This window comes from Paenibacillus jilunlii (assembly GCF_900102965.1).
In the GTDB taxonomy this organism is placed as follows: domain Bacteria; phylum Bacillota; class Bacilli; order Paenibacillales; family Paenibacillaceae; genus Paenibacillus_AQ; species Paenibacillus_AQ jilunlii.
Map to the genome: position 1 here is coordinate 15,588 of NZ_FNGM01000005.1, position 26,474 is coordinate 42,061.

Here is a 26,474-nt window from a genome sequence, read left to right on the forward strand (position 1 = left end):
CTCCAGCATGGAAAAACTGAATTCGCTTTCCGTTTGAAGACAAGCCCCGATAGAATGGCCAGAATGACGCTCGTACCGGAAAGACCAAGAATTTGCCAATGCGCATTCATAGCCCCTTCCGTAGTATCTGCTGATAGATGAATAAGAGTTTTCCAGACAGTCCAGATTATCATTTCGCTGGGAGGATACGGAAAGAATCAATAGCATCTGTCCTTTCTACTAATCAGTTTAAGGAGAAAAACGATTACGTAAACGTTTATATGTCTCGACATTTTTTATTATAAATAGAACATTTAATAAAGTCTATTATAAATTTTCAAAAATTAGGAAATCGAATTCCGGCAAGCAGATTTGAACTTATGCGCCAAGAATCAAAAGTTGCCAATAATTTTTAGTTCGAGATTAGACTTGGCAGATGCAATAGCTTTGAATCAATAGTTCAGTACGAAAAAAGGGGCTATCCCATAAGCCATGAATTGGCTGCCTGGGATAGCCCTGTTGTTTTATAGCAAAACCGACTTTGGGAAACTCCTATTAGCTGTTGAAATCTGTGAACAACAAAAGTTTATTCTATCGGATTCTCCAGCAGATTCACGATTAAGGCCACCGCTTCTGCCCGCGTGGCAACCCGGTGAGGGGCAAACCGGTTCTGGCCGGTGCCATTTACCAGAGATCTGTCTACGGCGGCTGCTATATAAGGGGCTGCCCATTTAGGAACATCGCCGGCATCTGTAAAAGTTAGCTTGGCCTGCGTATCTACCTTTATTCCCAGAGCCCTTACAATCATCACAGTTAATTCTGAACGGGTCAGCTTTTGCTCCGGCCGGAAGGTTCCGTCAGCATATCCGCTGACAATTCCGGCTGAGATGGCTTGTGCCGCATAGGGTCTAGCCCACACCGGGATTTTATCCATATCTTTAAAAGCTCCGGTGCTGCTGTTATCCGGAAGCTTCAGCGCACGGGCAAGCATCGTGATGAATTCAGCCCGGTTCACCTCCCGGTTCGGACGGAAGGTATTGTCGGCATACCCGTTGACAAAGCCGGCCTCAAGCGCTTTTTGAATAGCCGAAGCCGCCCAGTGAGTGCCTATGTCCGTTAATACTGGATTCGTCGACGGACGGTCTACGTTGCCAGCTGGTGAAGATGATGGGACAGCGGCAGCTGTCGATGTTGGTGCTGGAGAAGCAGAATGTGTCGGCGCCGGTGTGGATGCCGGTGTCCATCCAGTTGAACCGCCAGGTACCGGTGTTGCCGTCGGCGTTGGTGTTGGCGTAGCAGGAGCAGGCGTCGGTGTAGCCGGTGCCGGAGTTGGTACCTCCGGTGTCGGTGTCCCTCCCCCGTCGCTCTTCTTCTTGATGATGCCAAACTGTTCAATAATGTAGGGCTTTGCATCGTTCTTGTTCTGGTCAATTTCATAGGACACTGCCGTCAGCTTGTCTCCATTGACTGTAATGCCCACGAAGTTCTGGATCTGTCCGCGCTTTGGACGCGAGCTGTCGCTAGGGTCCGGCCCGTACGGTGCAGCATGGTTTTCGTCAGCAGCTTCAAAGAGATCGTAATAGGCTTTTCCCAGCTCTGGTTTCTGGTTCTTGTAATACACCTTTGCCCCGGCTGTGGCTGGAATCAGATAGATGGAGCCATCCGGATTCACCGTATATTCCACGGTTGTCCCGTTCAAGGTCTCGGTGATTTTCTGCGTGGCTGCAGCGGTTCCATCTGCCTTGACTGGTTTGGTACGTGCATAGATATGATCATGTCCCTGCAATACAAAATCGATGCCAAGCTCCGCCATAAGCGGCGCAATTTTCGTTCTTACCCCGTTGGCGCCGATAATGTCTTTGTCGGTAGCGTGATTGGAAGTTGTATAAGGACCTTTATGAATGTTGACAATAATCCAGCGGGCACCGGCTTTTTGGGCCGACTGCACATCTGCTTTGAGCCATTCTACCTGGTCTGCGCTGAAATTGGCATACATGCCGGAATCTTCGTTGCTGTTCAGTACTACGAAATGGGCATTGCTGTAATCATAAGAATAATAGGCTCCGGTTTCTGTCGCCGATCCTGGCGCCTCCTGAATATTAAAATGCTCATAGAACGCATTGGCTTCATCCTCATGATTGCCCGCAGAAGGAGCTATTGTGGTATGGAGCAGACTGTTCTGAGAATGACCCAGCAGCCAGTCCCATTGCGTTTCTTTGGTTCCAGTGTCTACAATATCTCCGTTATGAACTACAAAATGTGCGTCGGGCACTGTTTCCAGAGCTTTGGCAAGGGTCTGTGACGACAAAATCGCTTCATCCTCAGACTTCGCCTGTGTATCCGCAAGGTCAACGAATGTGAATGCTCCCGATTCAGGCGCTGTACGGAAGGTTCCCGCTGCACTCCAGATTCCCAGCAGTTTGTCGCCCACGCGGAAATAATAGGAGGTGTCGGCTTTCAGCCCCGTAGCTTCCGCCTTGTGCACCATCTCTTCCTTGGCATTTGTAGAAACCGCGGAACGGCCGCTGAATGTTATAGCTTTGGTAAAGTCAGGTGTATCCTGGGTCAACTCTGTTACTTGCAAGTCACTATTCTTCGAGATCAGTGGTGTATACCAAGTGAAGCCCTTTGAACTGAGGGAATCACCATGAAAGGTAACGGTCACTTTACTCACGGCTGGCCGGCCGGCAATCACCGCTTCTGAATGATTTCGGCCGCTTACCGCCTTGATCACAAATTGGTAATTCTGTGCAGGATCTGAGTTGTCTACCGTATAGCTGTAGGCGGTTTTTCCGGATTCAGTAGAAACTAACGTATTCCAGTTGGCTCCAAGGAGATCATTCTGCTCATACACACGGTAACCCGATACCGGCAGCTCCGTATCAGGGGCCTCCCAGGTCAATGTGATCTTGCCGTCTGCGCCTGCAACCATCTGCGCATTTCGGACACCGGGAACGGCCGCATCCGATTTATGAATGCTGTATTCGTCGTAGAGGTCTGTAGTTCCTCCGGTTATTGTAGTATAAGCCTTGTAGCTTAATTCGTCCTCTGTAACGGTAAACCCAGTGAACATTTCCTTGCCGGGCTGTCCGTATTTAGCTGCAAAAGGGAAAGGCCCCGAAGCAACGTTGTATTTCTTGTTGCCTGCGGCATTGGTAATCAGATAGAGCGTCCCGTCAGGGTCTGTAACCGTACCTGCTGAATCCGGAACAACGTCCGTTAAAGGCACATTATTCAGCATCTGATAGCTTCTGGCGTATGTATGATCATGTCCGCCAATAACCATATCGATGCCAAGCTCATCGAAGACTTTCGTCAATTCAGAACGATAGAATAGAACATCCTTATCATTGGTGTGATTGGCTACTGAATATGGGGATTTGTGCAGCAGCACAATCTTCCATTTCTTGTCTGACTTTGCCACCTCACTGCGCAGCCACTCCACTTGCTTATAGTAGATTTCATTATTCAAGGCATTGGAGCTTGTTCCGTAATACTCTGTGTTAAGAACCATGAAGTGCGCCGGTCCATAATTGAATGAATATACCGAACCATCCGGTTTAGCACCGGTATTGGAAACATTGGGCAGATTGAAATGTCCGGTAAAATTGCTGTAGTTCTTGCTCTCATGATTGCCAACCAGAGGAACCAGCGGAATGTTCTCCAGAATATCCTTTGGCTTCCCGAAGAACCAGCCCCATTGCTCTTCCAAATCTCCGTTATCCACCAAATCTCCTGAATTCAGAATAAACTCCGCATCCGGGAATTTGCTGACTCCCTCTTGCAGGGTGTGGTTCCAGATCTCAAAATCCGGTTCGGTGGTACCCTGGGAATCTGTAGTGTAAATAAACTGATAGGAAGAGTTGTCCGCAGCTTCTGTCGTGAAGGTTCCAATCTCACTCCAGTTTCCGTCTTGTCCATCACCGGCCCGGTAAGCATATTTTGTGCCCGGACGAAGATTGTCCGCAATGACTTTATGGCTGGATATGGCTGAAGTGTTCCCGGCGGACTTGTCCGCTTTGGACGGATAGACGCTGGCAACCGACGAAGTTCCTTCAAAGGTCAGCAGTCCATCCGCAGGAAACCCGCCGTCCGTTACTTTGGAGGCTTCCACCACTTCCAGCTTCGTGCCTGTCACCGTCTCCGGGGCATACCAGGCAAACCCCATGCTGGTCTGCGGATTCCCGTTAAAGGTCAGTGCGATCGATTCCGGCTTGCCTTTGCCAGGTTGCACAGGTTCTGCCGCCGGATAAGCTATCAGGCTCATATCCCAATACAGATCTGAACTGGTTGCATTTGCTTGATGAACTTCAGCCGCAAGTTCGTTGTTGCCCTCCTTGAGATTCGCCTTCACAAGGTCTGTCAGATTGACCTTGGAGACATTGGGATCGCTATTGGAGTAAGTGCTCTGGGTTAAATAATTAATCGCTCCAGCAGGCATGCCTTCACGGTAGATTTCAGTACCGTTCAAATACAAGACGATACCGTCATCAAATGCAATGGTTCCTTCGAACTTCTCAAAACCTTTTATTTGCTCCAAGCTCACATTGACATTCGTACGAAAATACGTGGTCCGGTACTTATCCGATTTATTGCTGCCATAGCTTATATTTGTCTTCAGACCACCAAATACGGTGGTACTGACTCCAGTGCCATTATCCTTGTATCCCAAAGGTGCCTGTCCCGTATTCCAGTTGGAATCGTCATAGACAGCCTGCCACACCGTGCCTTGATCGGTTCCATCATCAGCATACTTCCACAATGAATTTCCTTCCAGCAATGTAAAAGGCTGATTTGCCTGACTCTGCAGCATTTCCTCGTTGGTATTCTCTGCCAAAGCCTGCAATCCATTGGTTGCAAAGCCCAATACCATGATCAAAACCAGCGCCACTGAAAGTGACTTGTTAATAAGATTCCTCAATTCATTGCCTCCTTATTCGTAAACATTATTATTTGCATACCGGTTTATTCTAACTGGAAAATGTTTTCATTATGTTCACACAAGAATAGCTTTACGTAAAAACCTCCCAAGGCAAATTGAGAAACTACCAATTAGGTTGTTGAAGGTTGTGGATTCATAAAAAAATCCCCTCCTGAGGTAAATGGCTGAAGCTTACCTTGGGAGAGGATTATTTCACAATATTCAGTTATCCGGGTTATCCGTCATTCTCATATCGTACCAAACATGTCTACTCCGAAAATCAGTCAATGCTACAGTGTACTGGAAGCCTGAACCAGCAGACTGGAAAGCAGATCGTAATCGGGTGTATCCTCTTTTCGGATTTTTAGCCATTTCCTTTCTTCTGGCCCTTCAAAGCCTTCCGGAACCGTTAGTCCGGATGCATTCATGATCATGAAGGTAATGGCATCTTTCGATGGTGAAATAACCGCCGCATAATGTCCATTTTTCAGAAAATGGGGCTTTTTGTATTGAATGCGCTCTTCGGCTTCCGGAATTGCTTGATGCACCATCTGCCGGAGCCGGTTGCTGACCTCAATTTGCCATGGTTGACTAAGATTAAGGATAAATGCAGAAACTTCTTCGTTCATCATTTCTTTTGCAGCTCCTTTTCACATTGTTCTTAAGGAATAGAAAGAGACTTGACGAAGATCTTCACGTTCTCTTGTATGAACTGATCAAGGCTGATGCCAGGATAGTTGTTCCCTGCTTCCAAATCATTAATGAACGCTCCATATTGCGCCATCATGAATGTGAATGCCTGCATGGCCGGGTTTGAACAAGCTGCCATCCCTTTTTCGTTCATCTTGTTGAAGTATTCGGTCAGAAACGTCAACAGCTGGCGGGGATGCTGCAAGCGGCGTTCTTTAAATCCCGGAATATGACCTTCATCCTGTATGGCTATCTGTATCAGCTTCCGGTCACGGTTCATGATCTCATGATATTTTTTGCTTATGGATAAGAGATCACTTTCTAACTCCCACACAAGCTTCCCGCTAAAAAATACCCGCATCTCCTCGGCGTATTGAAAACGTTCAAGCGCGGATTCAAGCAGATTCTGCTTGCTTCCAAAATGCCGGAACAGCGTTTTTTCGCTTAATCCGGCGGCTGCGGCGATTTCCTGCGTCGTGACACCGTTGTAGCCTTTTTCCGAGATCAGATCGATCGCAGCATGCAACAATTTCTCCGTACTCCCTTGCTTAGTTGGACGCATGGTCAGTTCCCTTTCGGTAGGATATGCTGCAATGTCTGTCAGTAATGACTGACATTATAATAGCCCAGAATTATCCTCCGGTCAAGTTTCTGCATCATCACGCCGTTCGGGAACGTCTGAAGGCAGAGGCAAGCAAGACCAGCAGGCCGCCAGTGCCGATCCAGATTAGGATAAATGTCGGATGGTTCATGCGCAGCCTTTGCCCAAAGAAAAGCAACTCGCGCAGCCCATCTACCATGAAGCGCATCGGCAGCCACGATAGTATCCAATTGCGGTAAAACGGAGATAAAAACTCCGGACCGAAACTAAGGAGCGGCGCACCGAAGAATAGGAGCAGTACAAAAATAATCATGCCTTTTAATCCAATCCAAGCGAAAACAGCAGCTATCATGAGGAAAAATGCTAAATAAGCAATTGCCAGGAATATAGCGGTATCCGTGAAATGAGAAATGTGTACCCCCAAGCTCCCGGCGAACCAAGTGAAGCTAAATCCAGCCGCCAAAGCGATGACCGTTCCCCAAATGACCTGGATTATATTCGCCCGGACCCGCTCTTTACGATTCATGTAATTTTGTTTATTTTTGACAAGCAAGAAAACCACGTTTCCAATTAGACTCGCCATCCACAAAGGTTGTAGCATCAAAACCGGTGAATTCCCGTTTCCATTATGCGTACCGGTTGCATTCACATTAATGATTTCGCTGACGATGGGTGAAGCTAATGCAGCGGCTTGTTTTGTCGAGAGCATAGCGCCCTGCTGACCGATAGCCGCTAATAGCTCAGCACGCAGCTTCTCATTCATGCTATTAACCGCTTGATTTAGCATTTGCCCAGCCATACTTGATGCTGATGCATTCATACCTTGGTTGATATAAATCTGCATCCGGGGTGAAGAAGGGTCCGGCGTCATAAGCGATGCCTGCTTCCCGCTGAAATCCTTGGAAATCACTAATGCAGCATAATATTCTTGGTTATCGAGTCCGGCCTTTACTTCTGCTTCACTGCCCGCTTCGATCCATTTTACCGCTGGCTCTCCATCCGGATTAGCCCAGGTTTCTGACTGAATATCAGACACTATCATCTTGCCCGTATTTACTCCTGGAGTCGCCAAGCCTTGATCCTCATTCACAATAGCAATGGGCAAGTTACGGGGAGCCGGATTGAGGCCAGGAATCATGGCCAGACTAAAAATGAAGATAACTGCAATAACGATAACGGGTAAAGTAACAATTAATTTGTTTTTGAATAAACGCATATGTTTAAAATCTACTGTTCTGATTTTTTCGTTTTTCTGCCGGCAGGATCGCCTCGATTACATCCCAATGCTCGGTGATCTTTTCATCCTCTACGCGGAACAAATCGTAAAAAGAGGTATGCTGACCATCAAAGAGGCCTTCACTCACTGTAAGCACAAAATCGCCTTGTCCGATAACCTGATGAAGATGAGTATATTGAAATTCAATATTTTTCTCCTTCAGTCCCTGCATTGCAGCAACGACACCGGAAAGGCCGTCTGCAATATGCGGACTATGCTGAATGTAGTGATCCCCGGCAAAATAAGAGGCAAGCAAGTCCGGGTTCTTCCCAAACAAGATATTCTCGACATAGCTTTTGACGTATGCTTTATTCGCATCAGTTTTGTCGATATCCTTAATCGTCGCAGGTCCGTCAATCATCGTATGATTACTTGGTGTCTTTTCCACCCTATCCTGTATATTATCCCAGTGTTCGACGATCAGACCATTCTCAAACCGGAAAATATCAAAGCCGATTTTGGGGCCAAAGAAATCATATTCAGAATGAAGGGCAACATAATCTCCGTCGGCTAAAATGCGCTTAATGCTTATCTTTGTACCGATTTCCTTTAAATGATCAAGCGCACCCAGCATAGCCGCACGGCCATCAGGTAAAGCCTGGTTGTGCTGAATATATTGATCCGGATGAATGTAATTCGTAATCGCCTCGGGATTGCCGCTCGCTAAGCTTTCCAGCACAGCGGTTGCCTTAAGTACAAGCTCATTTTGATTGTGTAATGTCATTAGAATATCCTCCTTATTTTCTCAAATGGTAGTCATTAGATAAATAATGAACGTCTTGTTGTTTATCTATCTTGCGCTCATTATAATAAAGAAGAATATGACGCTCAATATTCAATATTTTTGAAATTGAAAGATAACATACAATCCAGATCACTTTGTCGCTTAACGACTCAAATTTAAGCAAGGAGAGCGCAAACAATGAGCAAAAAAACCGATTTAAGAATACTCCGTACTAAACAATCGATTCGAACGGCGTTTATTGCGCTTATTCAGGAAAAAGGATATGAAGCGATAACGATCCAGGATATTGCCGATCGGGCTATGATCAATCGAAATACTTTTTATCTCCACTACGAAAACAAACCTGACTTATTAAATACATATATGGATGAGTTGTTGGGCGAATTAAAAAATGCAGTCGTTCTTTGTCCAATCAGCATGAATCCTTACAGTATTGCTATACTCGAAACAGTCATGCAAACTGTACTGGAACATATTTCGCGCAACACTTCTTTTTACTATGCCATGTTAATTGAAGAGAATAGAATCTATATGTTCCAGGTGAAAATGGAAAATATCATAAAAGATAAATTAAATGAGGGGTGGAATCCTGCTGAGGGAAATCCTCCTTTAGCGATATCTAAAGAATTGCTGTTCGAATACCTTGTATCGTCTTTCATGGGGATCATCATTTGGTGGGTTAAAAACGATCGGCCTCTTCCTGCGGGTGAAGTATCGTCTCAGTTCAGCAGACTCGTGGCCTACGGGCATTTGAAGGTTGCCGGTATCGCTTTTGAGGAATAAAAATTAGCGGTGGTGAAATTAAAAACGCAGATATATGGGTTGTTTAACCGCGAAAAAAGCCATCTTTGGGAGATGGCCTTTTTTAGGAACTAAGCATCAAAGCTTGGATCTGCTCCGGATGAGGTTATCGTCCAGATAGCGATACTCCACTGGAGGCATTCATCTGTAGTTTTCTTGTCAGCTCCGGGTAGATACGGCCATACAGCTTCCGCCGCAGCACCGAATGAAACACGGCCAGCACCAGGGTCACTACGATCAGCGCGGCGGGTACCAGATACAAGACGGGATGGTCCATGAAAAATCCGAAAACATCGTAGTCCCGGTCGATATAGCGTCCATAGATAAATGCAGCGGCCACAATCAGCAGCACTGGCAGGGCGAACAAACCGGACAGGATATTAACCCTGTTCATTTTCTTGTAAGTAGTTTGAAAAGTATTTTCGCCGAGATATTGTTCGAGCAGCATGCACTGCTTGTCGAAGGAATCGCTTTTTTGCACCGGCAGCTCGCTGTGCGTAATATGCTTGTGCAGCAAATCCAACTGCTGGCTGAACTCCATCGTCCGCAGGAGAGTTCTTCCCACATTCATTGTCGTCACCTCCCATCGTTTACAGATTCCGGCGGCATCATTCGGACATCAGATCCACGATTCTCCGGTCAACTATTGTATTATAACGCGCAGGAACAGGCCCGACAATGAAATTGGCTTGAACCGCGGGGCGTTTCTGGATTATCGTTTATACTATAAATGACGGGCGCTGCGGCCTAGTTCGTAAGCAAGCCGAAGCCGGGACGAATGAATCGCCATGTCATCCAATCCTGCCAGAATCGGAGAGATGTGAAATGGAACTTGATGCCCTGTACCACAATTACCTTAATCTCAAATTCGGCCGCGGGCTGCCGTTACTGAAAACAGACCGCTTCGAGTATGCGTTGTGCGAAGACGGAAGCACGGAGTTGTTCCTGAAAGGCCGCGAGAACGAGCCGTTTACCGACTGGACAAGCGATCTTCGTCCCGCCGACCCGCATTATACGGATACCACGGGCAAAGCGCCCGTCCTAGCGTCCCGTTTCGGGCAGCTGGACGTGTACGGCGAACAGGTGCTGGACTATCTGCTGCTGACGATTAACGCGACTACTTCCATCGCTCCAATTCATCCATACAACGTGATGAATGACCGGATGAAGCACTACTGCTTCTTCCAACTGGCTCAGTGGGAGTGTCTCTCTATGCTGTCTGATGAGCAGAAAGCCGGGCTGCGGGACTTTTTCTTCTGGTTCTATCTATACGCCCACCCGGTCAATGGAGAGACGCTGGATGCTTTTTCTTTTCGCGGCCCGGACTTAACCCATACGAAGACCGGCATCCGCGTTCAGGATTATTTCGAAGCGTACCACGATCACTACGCACACCATCATGCGGCATATAACGATTGCCTGACTCTCTCGCCGCAAGAGATTGAGGCCTGCTGCGGGCTTACCCTGCAATTACTGGAAGCAGTCGAAGGACGTTCCTCCAGGCTAAAGCTTCCACCCGAAGCCGGTCTGGAGCCAGCCCTACGTCTGATTAACCAAGCGGACGATTTTCTTGCCGCTTATGCGCGCAATAGGTCTGAAGTGTTCGGATATATGCGGGATGCGCTTACGGGTGTGCCCTCCACACCTTACCGCAAACACATTACCAGCATGCTGCTGCACAATTACGTGTGCTACATTTTATATTTCGACTTTGACCAGATTGTCGAACTGGTGGAGTTTTTCCGGGATGATCCGACCCTGTGCAGAGTAATTGTGAACCGGATGTTCACTGAGACAATCTTTATCCAGAAAATCCTGCGTCAGAACCGGATTGATCTCCGCAACTATGCGAATGTCACGGCTCTGTTCGATGAGAACGCCCGGCAAATGTATCGGTAAAACGCACAAGCCAGTGGCTTGTGCGTTTGCTTTCTTCAAATATATCTGATTTTATTACAAAGGCATATTCTTCCTGTTTATCGCCGGATGTAGTAATTAAGAGGAAGCCTCTTAATAGATTGCCGGGTTCGTAATTCTTGCTGTTCGAACTGAACTTGGAGCTAAGATTTTCATTCAATTTTAAAGTCCCTACGTTGTTGTTCTATATGATAAGGTTCACCTTGATGCATCTACCGGCAAGTTAGATTAGCCAAGCGCCGTATCTCATCGCTTAACCGTCTATTGACCGGGTACACCTCTTCTAAGAAATCTAAAATGCGGAGTGCCGATTCGGGAATATGATCATATCCCTGGATCATGCCTCCGATGATTTCCGCAAACCGGGGATATCTCTTCTCCAACCGTCTCTCATTCCCGAAGGGATCGGGAAAGTAATCCTCCTCATGTTCCAGTAGATGGAGTACGGATAGAATCCGGTCTATAGCGTAACCTTGAATAAATCTTGTAGCGGATAAGCGTTCTCCCCTGGCATAGCGGCAGAGCCCTACGTATAGATTAGTTAAGGCTTCGTTCAAGGGAAAGTTCAAGGAATCACTTTTTTGGCCTGGAACCGGACTTACAGGTTTGGCGATTGCCGTATTGCTATACGCCGGGTCCTTCCATATGACCCGGCCTTCCGTATAGGCGATGTCCGTCAGCTCCCATTCCTCAAATACAGCATATTCCCCGAAAATTCCGTCCTCGAATAATACCTTGTACCCGTCATCCGTATTCTTAAATGAATAGGCAAGAGGGTGTGCTCCTTCGAGCCAGTCCAACCGGTCGATAAATCTGTTTTTCTCCCCCGGTTTCACAATAACAAAGAAATCCAAATCCGAATATTCATCCAACCGTTCTGTCTCGACTCCAACGGAACCAACGCCTAGTAATAAAAGAGCTCCCCCCATACGTTCAAGCGACTGGCCGATCTCATCCAGCCGCTGTAACAGCAATTCTGTTCTCAGCATTCGAATCCTCCCCTGGCATTAAATGCAAAAAGGGCCCAACCCACTTCTCAGCGAGGTTGAACCCAAAGGTTGCATTGCCTTTATTTTCAATGGTAAAGTTACCACATCTTAATTATAGCTGTCAATCGTATTATTCTATTTTTATTGCCTCGATATAAAGCTCAATCCTCACCTCATTTCCAACGATCATCCCGCCAGTTTCCAGCGGCGAGTTAAAGGTCAAACCAAATTCATTGCGTTCAATACTAGCTGTTGAATGAAATCCTGCACGTTCCCGGCCACGAGGATCTTTGTTTAGTCCTTCAAAAACGGTATGAAAAGTGACCGGCTTCGTTACTCCATGCAGCGTCAGATTGCCCTCAAGTTTATATTCCCGTTCTCCAGTAAGGATGCATCCGGTGGTTTGAAAGGCAATGGTTGGATACTTGGCTGCATGCAGGAAGTCTCCGCCCCTCAGATGCTCATCCCGCTGCGGCTGTCGGGTTGTGATACTATTGGCATCTATGGAAGCCTGGACACCCAGCGTTGTTAGATCATTGGGGTCAAAGCTCAAGCATGCTTGAAAATGCTCGAATACGCCTTTGATTCTATTAATCATTAAATGCGTCACCGAAAACTCGACGGAGCTGTGGTCCTGATCCACTTCCCAATTGACATTGCTCACGATTAAATTCCACCTCTACGATAAGATTGTAAGAAAGGTTGCCCCGTCTTCTAAGCACTGCGATCTTCGCATACCCCTACTATACAAAAACGCTACTGACAACGTAATGTCAGCAGCGTTTCAACATTTTCCCGGCTTCCTCACGAATCCGATTTCGAAATGATTCAGGATCCACCACCCCCACATTCGCTCCCCTGAAGAATCCGTTCCTGCTACAAGCCAAAATACGGCCCTTTCGGGCCGTATCAGAGACTTCAAGATTTATTCAATTGCTTACGCAGAGATTTCAGCGACCAGGTTCTTCATCCATTTCCTGGAGTGAATTCGCGCCAATCCGATGCTGAGTCTAACCACTTCTTCCAATGACAAAATCATATATACCAGAAAAACAGGCTGCTTCCAGACAAACGACATTAACAATCCGGAAGGAACACCGATTAGCCATGTCGCAGCGGCTTCCATTGCAAATACAAACTTGCTGTCACCCCCGCTGTTGAGAATACCGCCCGCCAAGATCATGTTGGCAACCTTTACCCACAGAAACCCGGCGAATACCCATACCAGACTGGTTCCCATGTGACGCGCTTCATCTGACACCTGAAAGATGGATACATATAAAGGTGCCGTTACGGCAACCAATACACCTATTCCAAGGGATACAGAAATCCCCAGCTTAATGAACCGCTTCGAAAAGTCCAGTGCCCCATCCTGCTCGTCGGCCCCTAGCTTGTTTCCAATCATAATACCCGCCGCACTTGAGAGCCCGGATAATAATCCAATACTCAAGCTCTGAAGCGGATAGGTTATCGTCATTGCGGTTATTTCTGCAGTTCCCATCCGGCTGTAAATAATCGCATACACCGTTTCACCGAGCACCCAAATCAGCTCTGTCAATACGATCGGATAGGTGGTGCGAAGGAACTTTCCGATCAGTGGTCTGGAAGCCCCGAACCATTCACGAATATGGGTCGCTCCGGGAAGGCGAAGCTTATAGGCAGCCGCAATAATAAAGCAGCATTCAAACAAACGGGCGATAAGTGTCGAAGTTGCTGCTCCTTTTATCCCCAATTCCGGAAAGCCAAAGTTTCCGAAGATTAGCAGATAATTAAGTACAATGTTAATACATACAGCAACAATGCTGGTCATCATAGGTAGCTTCACATGTCCTGTAGCGCGCAATATAGCGGAAAATATCATCGTCAGCATGACAGGAATATAGCTTAGTGAAGTGATTTCCAGAAAAACAGATCCCTCTGTGATCAGCCGCTGGTCTTTCGTGAACAAACCGAGACTGAATTGCGGGAAGAAATGAACAGGCAGCGTAAAAATAACGGAGATTCCCAGACCAAAAAACAATCCCAATCCCAGCAGCTGTGCAGTGCTTTTCTCATCCTTCTTTCCCCAGAACTGCGCGGCATAAACGGATACTCCTGTAGCCAGCCCTGCCAATACTACAGTTATGATCCCGTATATTTTTATGGAAATCCCTACTGAAGCAACAGCCACATCGCCTAGCTGTCCGACCATCAGCTGGTCGGTTAAGGTTAGCAGGGCCATAATCAGGCTTTGCAGTGTTACAGGAATTGCAATTGTATAAATTTTGCTATAAAAATCCGCCTTTGAATCTTTTAACATTAGCAGGGCCTCCCATCGCTGTTAAACAGCCTTCTGATAACGAAGCAGTGTATAGTTTTTGTTCGGGAGAACTTCGACAACCTTGAATTTTTTCACGAAATCCAGGTCGGTATATCCCGTGCCGTCTACAAGCGTGATATTGGTCCCGCCCCCGATAATAATCGGCAGCTGCATGATGATGATCTCGTCAACTAAATCCTGGTCCAGTACATTCCAGTTAAGGAATCCGCCGCCTTCTATCATAATGCTGTGCACATTGTAGTGATCTTCCAACTCACGAAACAGCTTCACAAAATCCACTTTGTCCTTCCCGCAGATTAACACATCCTTATTCCTATCCTTCAAAATACTTATCATTTCAGGATTCTTGCCGTTTTCGGTGGTAACGATCAGCGTTCTGCCGTCGTCAGAAAGGACATGGCTGTCCAACGAAATATCCATATGTGTTGTCGGGATAATCCGCAGCGGGTTTTTATTCTCCTCATACCGGTTGGTCAGCATCGGATCATCATATTGAATTGTATTTTTACCTACCATGATCGCGTCAATTAAACCCCTGAATTGATGAATGTATTTAATATCGGGCTCCTCGAACATACTGAACAACTGTTTGCTGGATTTTCCGGCACCCAAAGTAAGTTTGCCGTCTATCGACACTTGGCTAAAAATAGTTGTTTTCATCGTTCTCCCTCTTCTCTATAAAGTTTGTTGAATGAGGCTGCTGTTCACATGCTCCTTCATTAACCTCATGATTCGCCCGGCATCTTTATCTGTTAAATGTTGCAGACCAACGGCCATAGCGTCCCAGATATTCCGCATAACCGGCTCAACCGGCATGTTACGGGCATTATCAAGGCAGGTAATTAGTTTAGCTCTAGCCGGCGAGGCGGCTGCCTTAACGTTATCCAATACACGGGAATGCACGGGGATCCGCTGCACCCGCTCCGCCCATTCCAGTTGGCTGCTTTCATTCAGCAGATACGCCGCGAAAGACAGAAGCTCATCCGCTTGCTCCGATTCCAGCGAATGCTGCGGAAAGACCAGACCGATGGATGAACACATGGAGGCCGCCGGATTGCCATTAATCGACGGCAGCGCACCTACAAGCAATCTGTCTCTCATTTGAAGATCTAAATAATTGTAAATCCATTCCCCGCAGATGATCGCTCCAATCTCGCCGGCGATAAAACGGTCCAGGAGTTCAGTTGGACCATGAAAACTGCCGAGCACCTTTTGGGCAAGCTGCCGCTGAACAAACCGCAGAGCCGCATCCATCTCAAAAGACGCCAGATCGGGATTCCCCTCCTTGAGCGGCCAGCCTCCAAATGCGGTCAGAAACGGAATAAAGCAATACGGGTCGGCCAGATCAGCAGCGGCCGGAACAATGCCTTTAGCCATTAACGCTTCGGCCTGTTGTTCAATTGCCTCCCAGGAAGCGGGAGCCTCCGGGTAGATTTCCGGATTGTAAAATAGAACCAAATGGTTGCCTTTTAGAATAGGAATGCCATACTGCTTGCCGTTGGACTGCATGGAGTAACGGATATCCACATCGGGGAGGCCGGACATTGACCAGAATTTCTCAGGAATCTCCGAATACATGGCGCCTTCCGCGTAACCAGCCATATCTGCCGGAACCAGAGCCATTTGCGGGCCAGCCCCGCCAGTTCTTATCTGCTGCAGGCGGGCGGTCAGTTCGGTGATATTCATGACCTCGGGAATAACGGACGCTCCGGATTCAGTGGTGTAAGCACGGCAGAGCTGTTCCAGCACCTCTATGGATGTATCTCCCTTCCCATCGAATTCATGCCAGATATTCAGCTGCTGTGCAACTTGTTTGTTCATAGCCGTCCTTCCTCCTTCGTCATTTGATTATTTCCGTAAAAAGTACCAAAGCTTGATATGGCCGCATTTCATAGGTTCCTTCGCTGCTGAGCCGGTTCCAGCCACCCTGTTCGCTTTCCAGCAGCAGGCTTGTCTTCTTTTGGCCCGGATAGATCAGCTCAGTCCGCAAGGTTTGCTCTTGATCCGGGTTCAAATTAAAACAAGCACTGAACAGTTCATCTTTCCAATAGTAAGAGTAGATCAAAATATCGCCTTGTGAGTCGGAAAGATAGAAGTTCGCAGGCTTCAGCAGATTAGCATGCTGTCGCTTCATCTGCTGCAATTGCTCCAGAAGCGGCAGTAAGGTTGATTCACTGGCCCAGTTGATGGCCATGGTATTGAAAAAAGCTTTTGGAATATCCGCACCGCCGGTATTATCCCCGAGACCGCAATTGAGGGGCTGCTCCTCATAAACTTCCATACCTGTAGTCAGATATGGGATCCCGTTCGGCAGGAAATAATTAAATACCGTCATAAGCCGGGCCAGTTCCGTTCCGCCCCGGCTTGTAATGCGCGGTGTATCCGCCGTCTCCGAGCAGGCAAACACATGAATCTGCAGTTCCGGAAGCTCCCGTAAATAATCCTGCAAACGTTCGACACGGATATCGGTCATGATATTCCAGCCGCTGCCTAACATCACATTGTATCCGGTTTTTGCCGCTTCCCGGTGATTGCGGTTGAATAAATCCTCGCTGATCAGAATCGCTGCCGGCTGTATATCTTTGATCACCTTAAACATAGATTGCAGCAAGGGAACAGGGAGCGTGTGTCCAATATCCACCCGGAAGCCGTCAATGTTATAAGTTTTCAATTGGAAGCAGGCGGCCTCTATCAGCGTGTCCCATAATTCCCGGTTCGGCTCTTCCCCGGGGTAAATATTGCACTTGATCGTATCGAAGAGCACATATGGGGGTTGACCTTCAGGCAAATAAGGCCGGACCAATGGCGAAGGGTCCTTGTACAGACGGAAAAAGGCTATATCCGTCCAGATCGGCTGAACATCATTAATCCAATCCGAATGGGCGGGAGCCGGCGTAATGCCCATCTCCTGTTCAATCAATGGCAATAGAGACTCGCCGGACTCAAGCGCGCGTTTTTTGAGATCGTTCCAAAGGTCCGGGTCCAGTTCATTCGGCGGCAGACGGAATTGATTCAGAAAAGGTAAGGTTTCCGTGCTGCGGTAAATGGTTTCCAGTCTGTCAGGTGTGCACTCTGAGAAGAATTCCAATCCGTCAATGTGCGGGGGCTGGAATCCGGGCAGCGCGTTCAGATCAATCCAGTAAAACCAGTCCGGGTGTTCGGCTAAAAAAACATTGTCCCGTGCACCCACCCGGGGGATTAAATCCAGCACAACTTTGATATCCAGCAAATGGCAGGCCTCAACCAAGGTCGCCAACTCATCGTGAATGGTCAGGTTCTCCATGCCGTCCAGCAACGGATCATGTAAATTCTCATCCAAATCAAACAGGCTGTACACTGCGTACGGCGAACCGATATCCCCTTTGAGATTCAAATTGCTGTACCGGGTGACAGGCAGCAGATAAAGGATATTGACATTCATTTTTTTCAGCATGGGCAGCAGAATCATAAATTTCAGGAATGTTCCGGATTGGATATTCCCGGTATGAGTATAGTCCCAGGCCGAGGTATAACGGAGTAAAGAGCAGTAGATGACACTATCATCTAAATCTGCCTGGTCGATATGAGCATAATCAGAAGACAACTCAAGCAAGTACTGCAGATGTTTAACCATAAATCTTGCCGGTTCAACAAGAATTTCGCCATCCTTGCTATCCAATGTCGATACATAGCCGCACTCGTTCCACAACGCAGGTATCCAAATGGGTTCTGTGTTGGGAACCCGGCAGTCTGCAAAATAGTCAAGCATCCGGTTTACTCTATGGTTATGTCTGATCATCAAGTAGATCTCCTCTATACAGGGATTTAATATTTTTTCAGAAAATAAATGCCGATTTCAAAACGGGGTGCTCCGAAGAAACCTCAGAATTCCCGCTGTTCCCCAGCAACTCCTGGATTGCTGTCTCGAATTGATCCAAACTGTACTTACGTGTGATCAGGGTAGATACCTCCGGTACGTCTTTTGCAAACTGCAAGGCATCCTCAAAGGTGTTCAGATATTCACCGGCCCCCAGCAGCCGTACTGCGTTCTGGGTATAATAAGTAGGTGAGATGGTGTACTTATATCGTCCGTTTATCCCGAAGGGAATGATCGTACCGCCGCGCTCCACCCACTGCTCCGCCATCTCCATCTGTGTGCCCACCGCATCAATGACGATGTCAAATTTCTTATCTCCCAGAATGCGGAACACTTGCTCTGCGGTCAGCTCCTCCGGCGGGCAGGCATAGTCAGAGATTTGCTGTGCCTTTGCCAGTCGTCCTTCATTGATTTCTATTGAAACAGTGGTGCACCCTATGCGTTTAGCAACAAATTGACACAGTAATCCCATCGGACCCGAACCAAGGATTAATACCGCGTCTCCTTTTTTAGCTCTGGCTTCCCGGAAGTTATGAAGAACACAGGCGAGGGGTTCAGTGGCCAATGCCGCTTCCCAGCTCATCTGCTCAGGTAATTTGTGTAAAAATTTTTCTTCTGAAACGAACCATGGAGCAAAAGTTCCATTTTTATTCAATCCGGCAATAGGCATACCTTGTCCATCCGTTCCTGTGCAGAGATGCAGCTTGCCTTGAAGGCAAAACCTGCATTTGCCGCAGCTGTGATTGGGATCGACAACTACTCTGTCGCCTGCTTTTAAGCTTGTTACATTGCTGCCGGTTTCAACGACAGTACCTACGGCTTCATGACCGCGTATCACTCCAGGAACTCCAGGTTCCTTACCTGTGATAACTGCCAGATCAGTTCCGCAGATGCCTGTCATCTGGATCTTCACTTTGACATCAGTAGCAAGCGTGATAACCGGGATGTCCTGTTCGGACAGATTCAGCTTCTGAGAGTTCCACACCAACGCCGGCATCTTACGCGATTCTGCACATTCAGCTTTTTCTGATTTCATTGCTCCATATCCTTTCTTTTTTCACATCCGCTTTTATCTTACATTTTTTTACTTTCTCTTTCTTTTCTTTTCATTTAACTGCAAAACATCTCCTTCAGTTCCGGATAACGAAAATTTTGATTTTTTGTGCAAACGTTTGTGCAATTACCTTTTCTATCCTAACACAGGTTTTTGAAAAAGTAAGGGAAATTTTGTCGAATTTTGACAATCCTCATATTTTTTTCAATCCGCTCATAATTTGTGCTCCCGCCCTCTTCCTACAGCTGAAGATTCCGGGCCAGCACCACGCAAAAAAACGGCCCTTTCGGACCGTATCGGATAAGTTCATTATTCATTTTCTATATAAACTGAACTTGAGATCTTTCGATTTTGGGATTGGCCGTGACTCCAGAGAATGTTTGGACTTCCGGCCGCTGTTGTATGCAGCCCCTTATCCTTAGTTTTCCAGGTTCAAGCTATATACAAATTTCAGTTGACCGATTTATCGTACTGCAAATACACCACATGGGTCTGCAGATATTCATTCAAGCCGTGTTTGCCGTCCGCGCCGCCGATGCCGGATTTTCTCCAGCCTGCATGGAAGCCTTGCATCGCTTCGAAGTTCTCGCGGTTAATATAGGTTTCCCCGTATTTGAGCCGCTTGATGACTTTCATGGCGACGTTCAGATTCCGGGTATACAGGGAAGAGGTCAAGCCGAACTCACTGTCATTGGCAAGCGCGATCGCTTCATCCAGGTTAGAGAATGAAATGATCGGGATGACCGGCCCGAAGATTTCCTCTTGGACGATTTCCATTTCATTGGTGGCACCGGTAATAACCGTCGGCTCAAAAAAGCTGCCTGCTCCCTCAACCTTTTTACCGCCAAGGGCGATTTTGGCTCCCTCTTGTACTGCACGGTCAACCTTTTGCTGCACGGATTCCTGCGCTGCCTTGTTAATCAATGGACCCATCTGAATATCCGTGTCTTTCAGCGGATCGCCATATTTCACCGCTTTCATAGCCTCAACCAGACGGCTGGTGAATTCGTCCTTGATGGTCTCATGCACATAGACCCGCTCCGCACAGTTGCAGACCTGCCCGGTATTAATCACCCGGGAATCAACAATCGCCTTGATGGCCAAGTCCAGATCGGCATCGTCCATCACAATAGCAGGTGCCTTGCCGCCAAGCTCCAGGCTGACCTTGATGATATTTTCGGCTGCGGCCTCCATCACCTTTTGTCCGGCCGGCACACTGCCGGTTAGACTGACCATTCCGACCTTAGGGTTGCTGGCCAGTTCATTGCCGACCTCTCCGCCTTTACCCGTAACCAGGTTGAACACGCCTCCGGGAAGACCGGATTTGTCAACAATTTTGGCAAAAGCCACTGCATTGTTCGGAGATTCGGCACTGGGCTTGACGACAATCGTATTTCCGGTGATCAGCGCCGGCGCCATTTTTCTGGCAATCAAAAAGAATGGGAAATTCCATGGGAGTATGCCGGTAGTGACCCCAATCGCCCGTTTGAACACAAATATATGCTCATTATCCCGGTCACTCTGAACGATCTCACCTTCATACCGGCGGGCCCATTCTGCCATATAGTCCATATAGTCTGCTGTAAAGTTAACCTCGACCGTGGACAGTTCCAAGGTCTTGCCTACCTCTTGGGAGATCAGTCTGGCCAGGCTGTCCGCCTCCGCCCGGATCCCTTCGGCAATGGCATGAAGATACTTTCCTCTCTCCACCGCAGGCGTTTCTTCCCAGGCAGTCTGGGCCTTATCCGCTGCATGGATGGCACGGATCACGTCATTCCTTGCAGCTTTGGGGACCTGTGAAATGACTTCATCTGTTGCCGGATTGGTTACATCCATCCACTCTTTGCCTTCAGACTCGGTAAACTGGCCGTCGATATACATCAAATGTTTTTCCACTGTTTCTCCCCCTTAAGGTAGATAGTTCCATTTGCTCCCCATCAGTGTAAACGTTATCAATATTTTTTGTCAACAACATTCACATTTATTATTTGTTTTTGTGTTGTTTTTTATTGACTTTTTGAGTTAAGCTAGTGTTGTGAAGGCTGCGATTGGAGGGATAGGAATGAAAGTCAGTATTTTTTCAACCTGCGTAGTGGACCTGATGACCCCGAATGTCGGGATCGCTATGGTCCAAGTTCTCGAAAGGCTGGGCTGTGAAATCGATTTCCCCGCTTCGCAGGTGTGCTGCGGCCAACCCGCGTATAACAGCGGCTATCTGGAAGATTCCAAGCTGGCAATGAAAAATATGATGCTTGCCTTTGAACATTCCGATTATGTTGTAGGCCCGTCCGGCTCCTGCATCGCTATGTTCCATGAATACCCGAAAATTTTCAAGGGAGATCCCCAATGGGAGTTGAAAGCGGTTGCGTTAAAGGAGAAATCATATGAGTTCACCCAGTTCATCGTACGGGTACTCGGCATTACCGATGTGGGTGCAAGTCTCGAAGGTACCGCCACCTACCACCGTTCCTGCCATATGACAAGACTGCTGGGCGAAAGGGAAACCCCGTTCCAATTGCTTGAGCAGGTACAGGGACTGCAAATGGAGCCGCTGAAAAACAGCGATAATTGCTGCGGCTTCGGGGGAACCTTTTCGGTAAAAATGCCGGAAATCTCTGAGCAGATGGTCGATGAAAAATGCGGTTGTGTAGCCGAAACCGGAGCGGACATCCTGATTAGTGCAGATATGGGCTGCCTGCTGAACATCGGGGGCCGCCTGTCCCGTAAGGGAGAACCCGTAAAAATCATGCACATTGCAGAAGTGCTGAATCATTACAATCCCGCCGCTACAAAGGAGGAAGCCGGACATGAGCCTGCAAACGGATAAACGGGAATTCAACGAACGGACTACTGACGGCATCGGTAATCCTTTTATGAGAAACGCTGTAAGCTCAGCCCAGGACAGCCTGAAAACCAGGCGCCTGTCAGCCGCAACCACTCTTGGGGACTGGGAGCAGTGGCGTACCCTAGGCCAGCAAATCCGTCAGCATACGCTGAAACATCTGGATTATTACCTGGGGCAGTTGGCGGATAACATTGAGAAAAAGGGCGGACACATCTATTTTGCCAAAACCAAAGAAGAAGCGAGCGGCTATATCCGGGACATCATCGTACAGAAGAATGCTAAAAAAATCGTCAAATCCAAATCGATGGTCACCGAGGAAATTGAAATGAACCATGTCCTGATGGAAGCTGGCTGTGAACTGACCGAGACGGATCTGGGTGAATACATCCTCCAGATGGATGATTGGGACCCGCCTTCACATATTGTGGCCCCTGCGCTGCATAAGGACCGGACGCAAATCCAAAGCGTGTTCACGGAGAAGCTTGGCTATACCGGCGACGAGAGTCCGGAGAACCTGGCCCGTTTTGCCCGGACGGTATTGCGGCAGAAGTTCCTGGAGGCAGATGTCGGGATCACCGGCTGCAACTTCGCTGTCGCCAACCTGGGCGCGATCAATCTGGTGACCAACGAAGGCAACGGTGACCTCACCGCCGCCATACCGAAAACGCATATCGCGGTGATGGGCATGGAGCGCATTGTGCCAACGCTTGAAGAGATGGAAGTGCTGGATAATCTGCTCTGCCGGAGCGCGGTCGGGCAAAAATTGACCAGCTATATTTCCGTCATCGGGCCCTCTGCAGCCGGGGAGACGGATGGCCCCGAGGACTTCCATCTGGTGGTCGTGGACAACGGCCGCTCCGAGATTCTCGGCAGCGAATTCAACGAAGCCCTGCAGTGCATCCGCTGCGGCGCCTGTCTTAATGTCTGCCCCGTCTACCGCCATATCGGAGGCCATGCCTACGGGTCGATTTATCCGGGACCGATTGGAGCGGTAATCACCCCGCTGCTGGGCGGCTACGATGACTATAAAGAGCTTCCTTTTGCCTCCAGCCTGTGTGCCGCTTGTACGGATGTCTGTCCGGTCAAAATCCCGCTGCATGAGCAGCTGATCCTGCACCGCCAGAATATTGTAAAAGAAAAACGCACCGGTGCTGCAGAAAGGCTCCAGATGAAGACAGCCGGAAGGCTGCTGGCCTCCCAGGCTTTGTTCGGCAAAGCCCTGCGGCTTGCGAACCCGGCCAGCCGGCTGATCAGCAGGCATGGACGAATTGTAAGAGGACCGCAACTGGTCCGCGGCTGGATCAACGCCCGTGATCTCAGCCAGCCGGTCAGGCAGCAGGACAGCTTCCGGGCCTGGCTTGATAAGCGCAAAGGAGGGAGTGGCCAATGACGGCATCCAATAAGGATTCATTCTTAAACTTAATCGCCTCCAAGCTGGGGCGGGAGCGTATCTATGATGTCCAGCGGCCCGGCTTGCAGGTCTTGGCTCCGGACAGCTATGGCAGTCTAACATCCGATGAACTGATAGACATCCTTAAGGAGCAGTGCTTTTTCATCCACACGCAGGTGATTGAATCGAATGCGGAAATCTTGCAGCAAACCTTAGATGATCTGGTCGCCGCGAATGGCGGAGGGGCTGTAATCACTTCCGGAGATGCCCGGTTTGCCGAATATGGGCTGAAATTCGCAAATGCTTCCGTCTGGGAGGAAGCGGCAGGAAGGGAGCAGAATATTCTGCGCTCCGAAGCAGCCAATACGGCGATTATTTTTGCCGACTATGCGCTGGCCGAGTCTGGTACGGTTGTTGTCGGGAGCCGCCCGGATCAAGGGCGCGCCTTGCATTTTCTGCCTGCCCATTATATTGCGGTGATTGAAAAAAAGCGGATCGTGCTCCGCTCGACCCAGGCTGCAGCAGATCTGAACCGGCGGATTCAAGCGGGGGAGCCGCTGGGTTCCTCGATCAATTTCATCTCCGGCCCTTCGAATTCAGCCGATATTGAAATGCAGCTCGTTGTCGGGGTGCATGGTCCGCTGCGGGCGGCCTATGTACTTATCTAACAATTAATTTAGCAGATCACTCCTTTTTGGCGATAATCATGAACCGGTTAACATTCTCATAACCATACTTCAAGTAATTAAGCGGCAGCTTGCGGGCAGGAATGAAATTCCGGCGGGTATCGAATATGCGGAATCCTGCGTGCAATAGAGCCTGTTCATCTGCTTCAGGCCGGAGCACGTTTACAAACGGCAGCTCACTGAGCAGGCTTTTATCCCCGCTGCTGCGCTGCCGGATTCTTTTTTCCGTAATCAGAATCAGAAGCCAGGATAAAGCGTACCAGAGCCTGCGGAATAAAGACCTGTTTTCCTTATACATATAGTTGCCGTCAAAAACAATCAGAGTACCGCCCGGCTTCAGAATGCGGTGCCACTCCGCATAAGCCTTCTGCGGCTCGGGCAGCGTCCACACCATATCGCGGCAGACGACTGCGTCGAAGCTGTTATCCGGCTCCGCACTTAAATCCGCCGCATCGCCCACATATGCCTGAACTTTGCATCCATAGCGGTCAAAGTTTTGCGAGGCCCGTTCAATCATTCCCGGTGAAGCATCCACTGCTGTTGCCTGATGCCCCATCTGTGATAAAAGGATTGAGAAAAAGCCCGGGCCTGTTCCCACATCAAGTACTTTTTGACGGGATTTGAGTCCTATTCCTTGAATAAGCAGCTGCTTCCACAGTCTGACGGTTTTCCTGCTGCGGAATTGAGTTTGGATTACCTTATCATAACCAGCCGAGCTGGAGGTCCAATATTTAGATATTTCTTTCAGCATCATTCTTCACCTATGTCCAGCTGATTCCAGAAGACCGGTGTGAAGGTGGTGTACCCGGGCTTGAAACCCTTCAGCCGCTTGTTCACCGCCATGACCTCGTCCGGAAAGTACAGGGCTCCAAACATGGCTTCCTCATACAGCCTGCCAAAGATCGAGTCATAAGCCTTTTGCCTCACCAGCAGATCTGTACTTCCTACCGCTGTATCAATGAATGATTCCAATACGGCGTCCGGCCATGCAACAGCTGGTGCCTCCGCAGTCTTATGGAACAGGGACAGGAGGAAGGCATGCGGATTATAAGCATCATCGTAGGTACGGTACATGATAAGGTCATATGCTTTAGTGGTCCATAATGCATCGTAATACGCGTTAGGCTCAAGAATCTGGAGATTCACGGTAATGCCTATCGCCTTCAGCTCGGACTGGATCAGCTCACTGACGGATTTCCATTCCGGAAACTCGGCTTGCTGCAGTACAAAACTAAGCTCCAGTGGCGTGCCGTCCTTTTCGACCGTTCCATCCCCATTAGAATCCCTATAACCGGCTGCGGCAAGAAGCTGTTTTGCTTCCTCCGGATCAAAGCCATACCAGGTATTATTCTGATCTGTTACATAGGGTACGGTTAAGGGGAATAGACCTTTGGCTTCGCTGCCGGTACCATCCAACAGATCATCGATAATGCTTTTTTTGTTAATGGCTAAATTAATGGCTTTGCGCACGTTCAGATCCTGCAGAGCAGGAGTGTTGTAATTAAAAATCATGAAATGCGAATTGGTTCCTGGTGCTTTTTGCAGACTCAAACTGGAGTCACCTTCAATAACCGGTACGCTTTCTACCGGAAGCTTGCCGGGCTGGCCTCCTGCAATATCTACATCCCCGCTTTGCAGCGCCAGCACTCTGGATTGCGGATCGGGAATAACCTTAAGAATAAGCTTGGACAGCTTGGGTGCTTCTCCCCAGTAATAAGGATTTCTGACGAGCACTGCCTCCTGATCCGTCTTGTAGCTCTCCGCCATCCATGCCCCCGTGCCGACGGCTTTGACAAATTTTCCGGTAACCTCTCCGGGGGGTTCAACGGCAGAAGGGCTAATGATTCGCACCGGTCTGGCAAAAGACAACTCGGTAAGGAACGGATAATAGGCTTTGTTGAAGGTCATGGTGAGGGTATGGTCATCTACAACGTCCATAGACTGCATCGCTGCAGCTACATTCAATGAATTGGCCGGGTCGTTGATCCAGCGTTCAAAAGAGAATTTAACCGCAGCGGCATTAAAATCAGTGCCATCCGAGAACTTCACTCCATGGCGAAGATGAAAAGTATACACTTTTCCATCTTCGGATATATCCCAGGACTCTGCCAATGCCGGCAGAATGCTGCCTTTTTCCCCATACTCCACTAATCCGTCATAGATCATCGCATGTACACTCATCGAACCTTTATAGGCGCCAGCATCAAGCTGATCTATACCAGGGTCTGCCGATATTGCTACAGTGACTACTTTATCCGGCCCTTCGGATGATTGACCTGTTGAACCGCTGTTATCTCTGTTATTGCTGTTATTGCTGCAACCGGCAATCATTAAGAATGCAGCCAGTATGATCATAGCCAAAGTTTTTGTTAAACCTCTGATTCGCTTTGAATTCCTTGTCATC

21 protein-coding genes are annotated in these 26,474 nt (G+C 48.3%); 5 read left to right on the forward strand and 16 right to left on the reverse strand.

Annotated elements, in window-relative coordinates:
* Positions 1-565: 565 nt before the first annotated feature.
* The 5 genes from BLQ82_RS32600 to BLQ82_RS10855 form a co-directional block, all read right to left on the reverse strand.
* The gene (locus BLQ82_RS32600; protein ID WP_244280761.1) at positions 566-4,900 is read right to left on the reverse strand and encodes an S-layer homology domain-containing protein; all 4,335 of its coding nucleotides are present in this window, start codon (positions 4,898-4,900) and stop codon (positions 566-568) included.
* Between the two features lie 290 nt (positions 4,901-5,190).
* The gene (locus BLQ82_RS10840) at positions 5,191-5,529 is read right to left on the reverse strand and encodes a DUF1801 domain-containing protein (RefSeq protein WP_062527812.1); all 339 of its coding nucleotides are present in this window, start codon (positions 5,527-5,529) and stop codon (positions 5,191-5,193) included.
* 32 nt (positions 5,530-5,561) lie between these two features.
* On the reverse strand, positions 5,562-6,152 hold the full coding sequence (locus BLQ82_RS10845) for a TetR/AcrR family transcriptional regulator (RefSeq protein ID WP_062527306.1): 591 nt from the start codon (positions 6,150-6,152) through the stop codon (positions 5,562-5,564).
* Positions 6,153-6,249: 97 nt separating this feature from the next.
* Entirely contained in the window at positions 6,250-7,407 is a 1,158-nt protein-coding gene (locus BLQ82_RS10850) for a YhgE/Pip domain-containing protein (RefSeq protein WP_062527304.1), read from the reverse strand.
* A gap of 4 nt (positions 7,408-7,411) precedes the next feature.
* Positions 7,412-8,191, reverse strand: coding sequence for a nuclear transport factor 2 family protein (locus BLQ82_RS10855; protein WP_062527302.1), 780 nt, complete (start codon positions 8,189-8,191; stop codon positions 7,412-7,414).
* Positions 8,192-8,389: 198 nt separating this feature from the next.
* Between BLQ82_RS10855 and BLQ82_RS10860 the strand changes: the two genes are divergently transcribed.
* Positions 8,390-8,995, forward strand: coding sequence for a TetR/AcrR family transcriptional regulator (locus BLQ82_RS10860; protein ID WP_062527299.1), 606 nt, complete (start codon positions 8,390-8,392; stop codon positions 8,993-8,995).
* A 124-nt stretch (positions 8,996-9,119) separates the two neighbouring features.
* Here BLQ82_RS10860 and BLQ82_RS10865 read toward each other — a convergent pair whose 3' ends face one another.
* Entirely contained in the window at positions 9,120-9,584 is a 465-nt protein-coding gene (locus BLQ82_RS10865; protein WP_062527297.1) for a DUF6097 family protein, read from the reverse strand.
* Between the two features lie 254 nt (positions 9,585-9,838).
* Between BLQ82_RS10865 and BLQ82_RS10870 the strand changes: the two genes are divergently transcribed.
* Positions 9,839-10,912: a hypothetical protein gene (locus BLQ82_RS10870; RefSeq protein ID WP_062527295.1), complete on the forward strand. Its 1,074-nt coding sequence runs from the start codon at positions 9,839-9,841 to the stop codon at positions 10,910-10,912.
* A gap of 230 nt (positions 10,913-11,142) precedes the next feature.
* Here BLQ82_RS10870 and BLQ82_RS10875 read toward each other — a convergent pair whose 3' ends face one another.
* From BLQ82_RS10875 to aldA, 8 genes are all read right to left on the reverse strand, one after another.
* Complete coding sequence (locus tag BLQ82_RS10875; protein WP_062527292.1) at positions 11,143-11,919, reverse strand: hypothetical protein; 777 nt, start codon at positions 11,917-11,919, stop codon at positions 11,143-11,145.
* Between the two features lie 130 nt (positions 11,920-12,049).
* On the reverse strand, positions 12,050-12,583 hold the full coding sequence (locus BLQ82_RS10880) for a YceI family protein (protein ID WP_062527290.1): 534 nt from the start codon (positions 12,581-12,583) through the stop codon (positions 12,050-12,052).
* Between the two features lie 273 nt (positions 12,584-12,856).
* Positions 12,857-14,218, reverse strand: coding sequence for an MATE family efflux transporter (locus BLQ82_RS10885; RefSeq protein ID WP_062527288.1), 1,362 nt, complete (start codon positions 14,216-14,218; stop codon positions 12,857-12,859).
* Positions 14,219-14,239: 21 nt separating this feature from the next.
* Entirely contained in the window at positions 14,240-14,899 is a 660-nt protein-coding gene (locus tag BLQ82_RS10890) for a RibD family protein (RefSeq protein WP_062527286.1), read from the reverse strand.
* Between the two features lie 15 nt (positions 14,900-14,914).
* Positions 14,915-16,060, reverse strand: a complete 1,146-nt coding sequence (locus BLQ82_RS10895; protein ID WP_062527283.1) for a sugar ABC transporter substrate-binding protein — start codon at positions 16,058-16,060, stop codon at positions 14,915-14,917.
* 19 nt (positions 16,061-16,079) lie between these two features.
* Complete coding sequence (locus BLQ82_RS10900) at positions 16,080-18,017, reverse strand: alpha-amylase family protein (RefSeq protein ID WP_062527281.1); 1,938 nt, start codon at positions 18,015-18,017, stop codon at positions 16,080-16,082.
* 37 nt (positions 18,018-18,054) lie between these two features.
* On the reverse strand, positions 18,055-19,131 hold the full coding sequence (locus tag BLQ82_RS10905) for a zinc-dependent alcohol dehydrogenase (protein WP_244280762.1): 1,077 nt from the start codon (positions 19,129-19,131) through the stop codon (positions 18,055-18,057).
* Between the two features lie 468 nt (positions 19,132-19,599).
* The gene (gene aldA, locus BLQ82_RS10910; RefSeq protein ID WP_280140363.1) at positions 19,600-21,045 is read right to left on the reverse strand and encodes an aldehyde dehydrogenase; all 1,446 of its coding nucleotides are present in this window, start codon (positions 21,043-21,045) and stop codon (positions 19,600-19,602) included.
* A 166-nt stretch (positions 21,046-21,211) separates the two neighbouring features.
* On the opposite strand from aldA, the gene BLQ82_RS10915 reads away from it, so the two are divergent.
* Genes BLQ82_RS10915 through BLQ82_RS10925 form a run of 3 tightly spaced genes read left to right on the forward strand, consistent with a single transcriptional unit; the run spans position 21,212 to position 24,052 of the window.
* Positions 21,212-21,976, forward strand: a complete 765-nt coding sequence (locus tag BLQ82_RS10915; RefSeq protein ID WP_062527279.1) for a (Fe-S)-binding protein — start codon at positions 21,212-21,214, stop codon at positions 21,974-21,976.
* Positions 21,957-23,384, forward strand: coding sequence for a LutB/LldF family L-lactate oxidation iron-sulfur protein (locus BLQ82_RS10920; RefSeq protein ID WP_062527277.1), 1,428 nt, complete (start codon positions 21,957-21,959; stop codon positions 23,382-23,384). The genes BLQ82_RS10915 and BLQ82_RS10920 overlap by 20 nt, the downstream gene beginning before the upstream one ends.
* Positions 23,381-24,052 carry a LutC/YkgG family protein gene (locus BLQ82_RS10925; protein WP_062527276.1) on the forward strand — a complete coding sequence of 224 codons (672 nt, stop codon included), beginning with the start codon at positions 23,381-23,383 and terminating at the stop codon, positions 24,050-24,052. Before BLQ82_RS10920 ends, BLQ82_RS10925 begins: the two co-directional genes overlap by 4 nt.
* Positions 24,053-24,068: 16 nt before the next feature.
* Here the strand turns inward: BLQ82_RS10925 and BLQ82_RS10930 are convergent, their stop codons facing one another.
* Together BLQ82_RS10930 and BLQ82_RS10935 are read right to left on the reverse strand one after the other, a co-directional pair.
* Positions 24,069-24,821: a class I SAM-dependent methyltransferase gene (locus BLQ82_RS10930; RefSeq protein ID WP_062527273.1), complete on the reverse strand. Its 753-nt coding sequence runs from the start codon at positions 24,819-24,821 to the stop codon at positions 24,069-24,071.
* The gene (locus BLQ82_RS10935; protein WP_244280763.1) at positions 24,821-26,473 is read right to left on the reverse strand and encodes a nickel ABC transporter substrate-binding protein; all 1,653 of its coding nucleotides are present in this window, start codon (positions 26,471-26,473) and stop codon (positions 24,821-24,823) included. Before BLQ82_RS10935 ends, BLQ82_RS10930 begins: the two co-directional genes overlap by 1 nt.
* Position 26,474: the final 1 nt, after the last annotated feature.

Bases quoted from the DNA above. Each gene is read 5' to 3' on its own strand.
- BLQ82_RS10900 (WP_062527281.1), bottom strand. From the start codon at position 18,017: ATGATCAGACATAACCATAGAGTAAACCGGATGCTTGACTATTTTGCA.
- BLQ82_RS10930 (WP_062527273.1), bottom strand. From the start codon at position 24,821: ATGCTGAAAGAAATATCTAAATATTGGACCTCCAGCTCGGCTGGTTAT.
- BLQ82_RS10915 (WP_062527279.1), top strand. From the start codon at position 21,212: ATGAAAGTCAGTATTTTTTCAACCTGCGTAGTGGACCTGATGACCCCG.
- BLQ82_RS10895 (WP_062527283.1), bottom strand. From the start codon at position 16,060: ATGAACAAACAAGTTGCACAGCAGCTGAATATCTGGCATGAATTCGAT.
- BLQ82_RS10890 (WP_062527286.1), bottom strand. From the start codon at position 14,899: ATGAAAACAACTATTTTTAGCCAAGTGTCGATAGACGGCAAACTTACT.
- BLQ82_RS10905 (WP_244280762.1), bottom strand. From the start codon at position 19,131: ATGAAATCAGAAAAAGCTGAATGTGCAGAATCGCGTAAGATGCCGGCG.
- BLQ82_RS10885 (WP_062527288.1), bottom strand. From the start codon at position 14,218: ATGTTAAAAGATTCAAAGGCGGATTTTTATAGCAAAATTTATACAATT.
- BLQ82_RS10870 (WP_062527295.1), top strand. From the start codon at position 9,839: ATGGAACTTGATGCCCTGTACCACAATTACCTTAATCTCAAATTCGGC.
- BLQ82_RS10860 (WP_062527299.1), top strand. From the start codon at position 8,390: ATGAGCAAAAAAACCGATTTAAGAATACTCCGTACTAAACAATCGATT.
- BLQ82_RS10925 (WP_062527276.1), top strand. From the start codon at position 23,381: ATGACGGCATCCAATAAGGATTCATTCTTAAACTTAATCGCCTCCAAG.
- BLQ82_RS10850 (WP_062527304.1), bottom strand. From the start codon at position 7,407: ATGCGTTTATTCAAAAACAAATTAATTGTTACTTTACCCGTTATCGTT.
- BLQ82_RS10840 (WP_062527812.1), bottom strand. From the start codon at position 5,529: ATGAACGAAGAAGTTTCTGCATTTATCCTTAATCTTAGTCAACCATGG.
- BLQ82_RS10845 (WP_062527306.1), bottom strand. From the start codon at position 6,152: ATGCGTCCAACTAAGCAAGGGAGTACGGAGAAATTGTTGCATGCTGCG.
- BLQ82_RS10855 (WP_062527302.1), bottom strand. From the start codon at position 8,191: ATGACATTACACAATCAAAATGAGCTTGTACTTAAGGCAACCGCTGTG.
- BLQ82_RS10920 (WP_062527277.1), top strand. From the start codon at position 21,957: ATGAGCCTGCAAACGGATAAACGGGAATTCAACGAACGGACTACTGAC.
- BLQ82_RS10865 (WP_062527297.1), bottom strand. From the start codon at position 9,584: ATGAATGTGGGAAGAACTCTCCTGCGGACGATGGAGTTCAGCCAGCAG.
- BLQ82_RS10875 (WP_062527292.1), bottom strand. From the start codon at position 11,919: ATGCTGAGAACAGAATTGCTGTTACAGCGGCTGGATGAGATCGGCCAG.
- BLQ82_RS10935 (WP_244280763.1), bottom strand. From the start codon at position 26,473: ATGACAAGGAATTCAAAGCGAATCAGAGGTTTAACAAAAACTTTGGCT.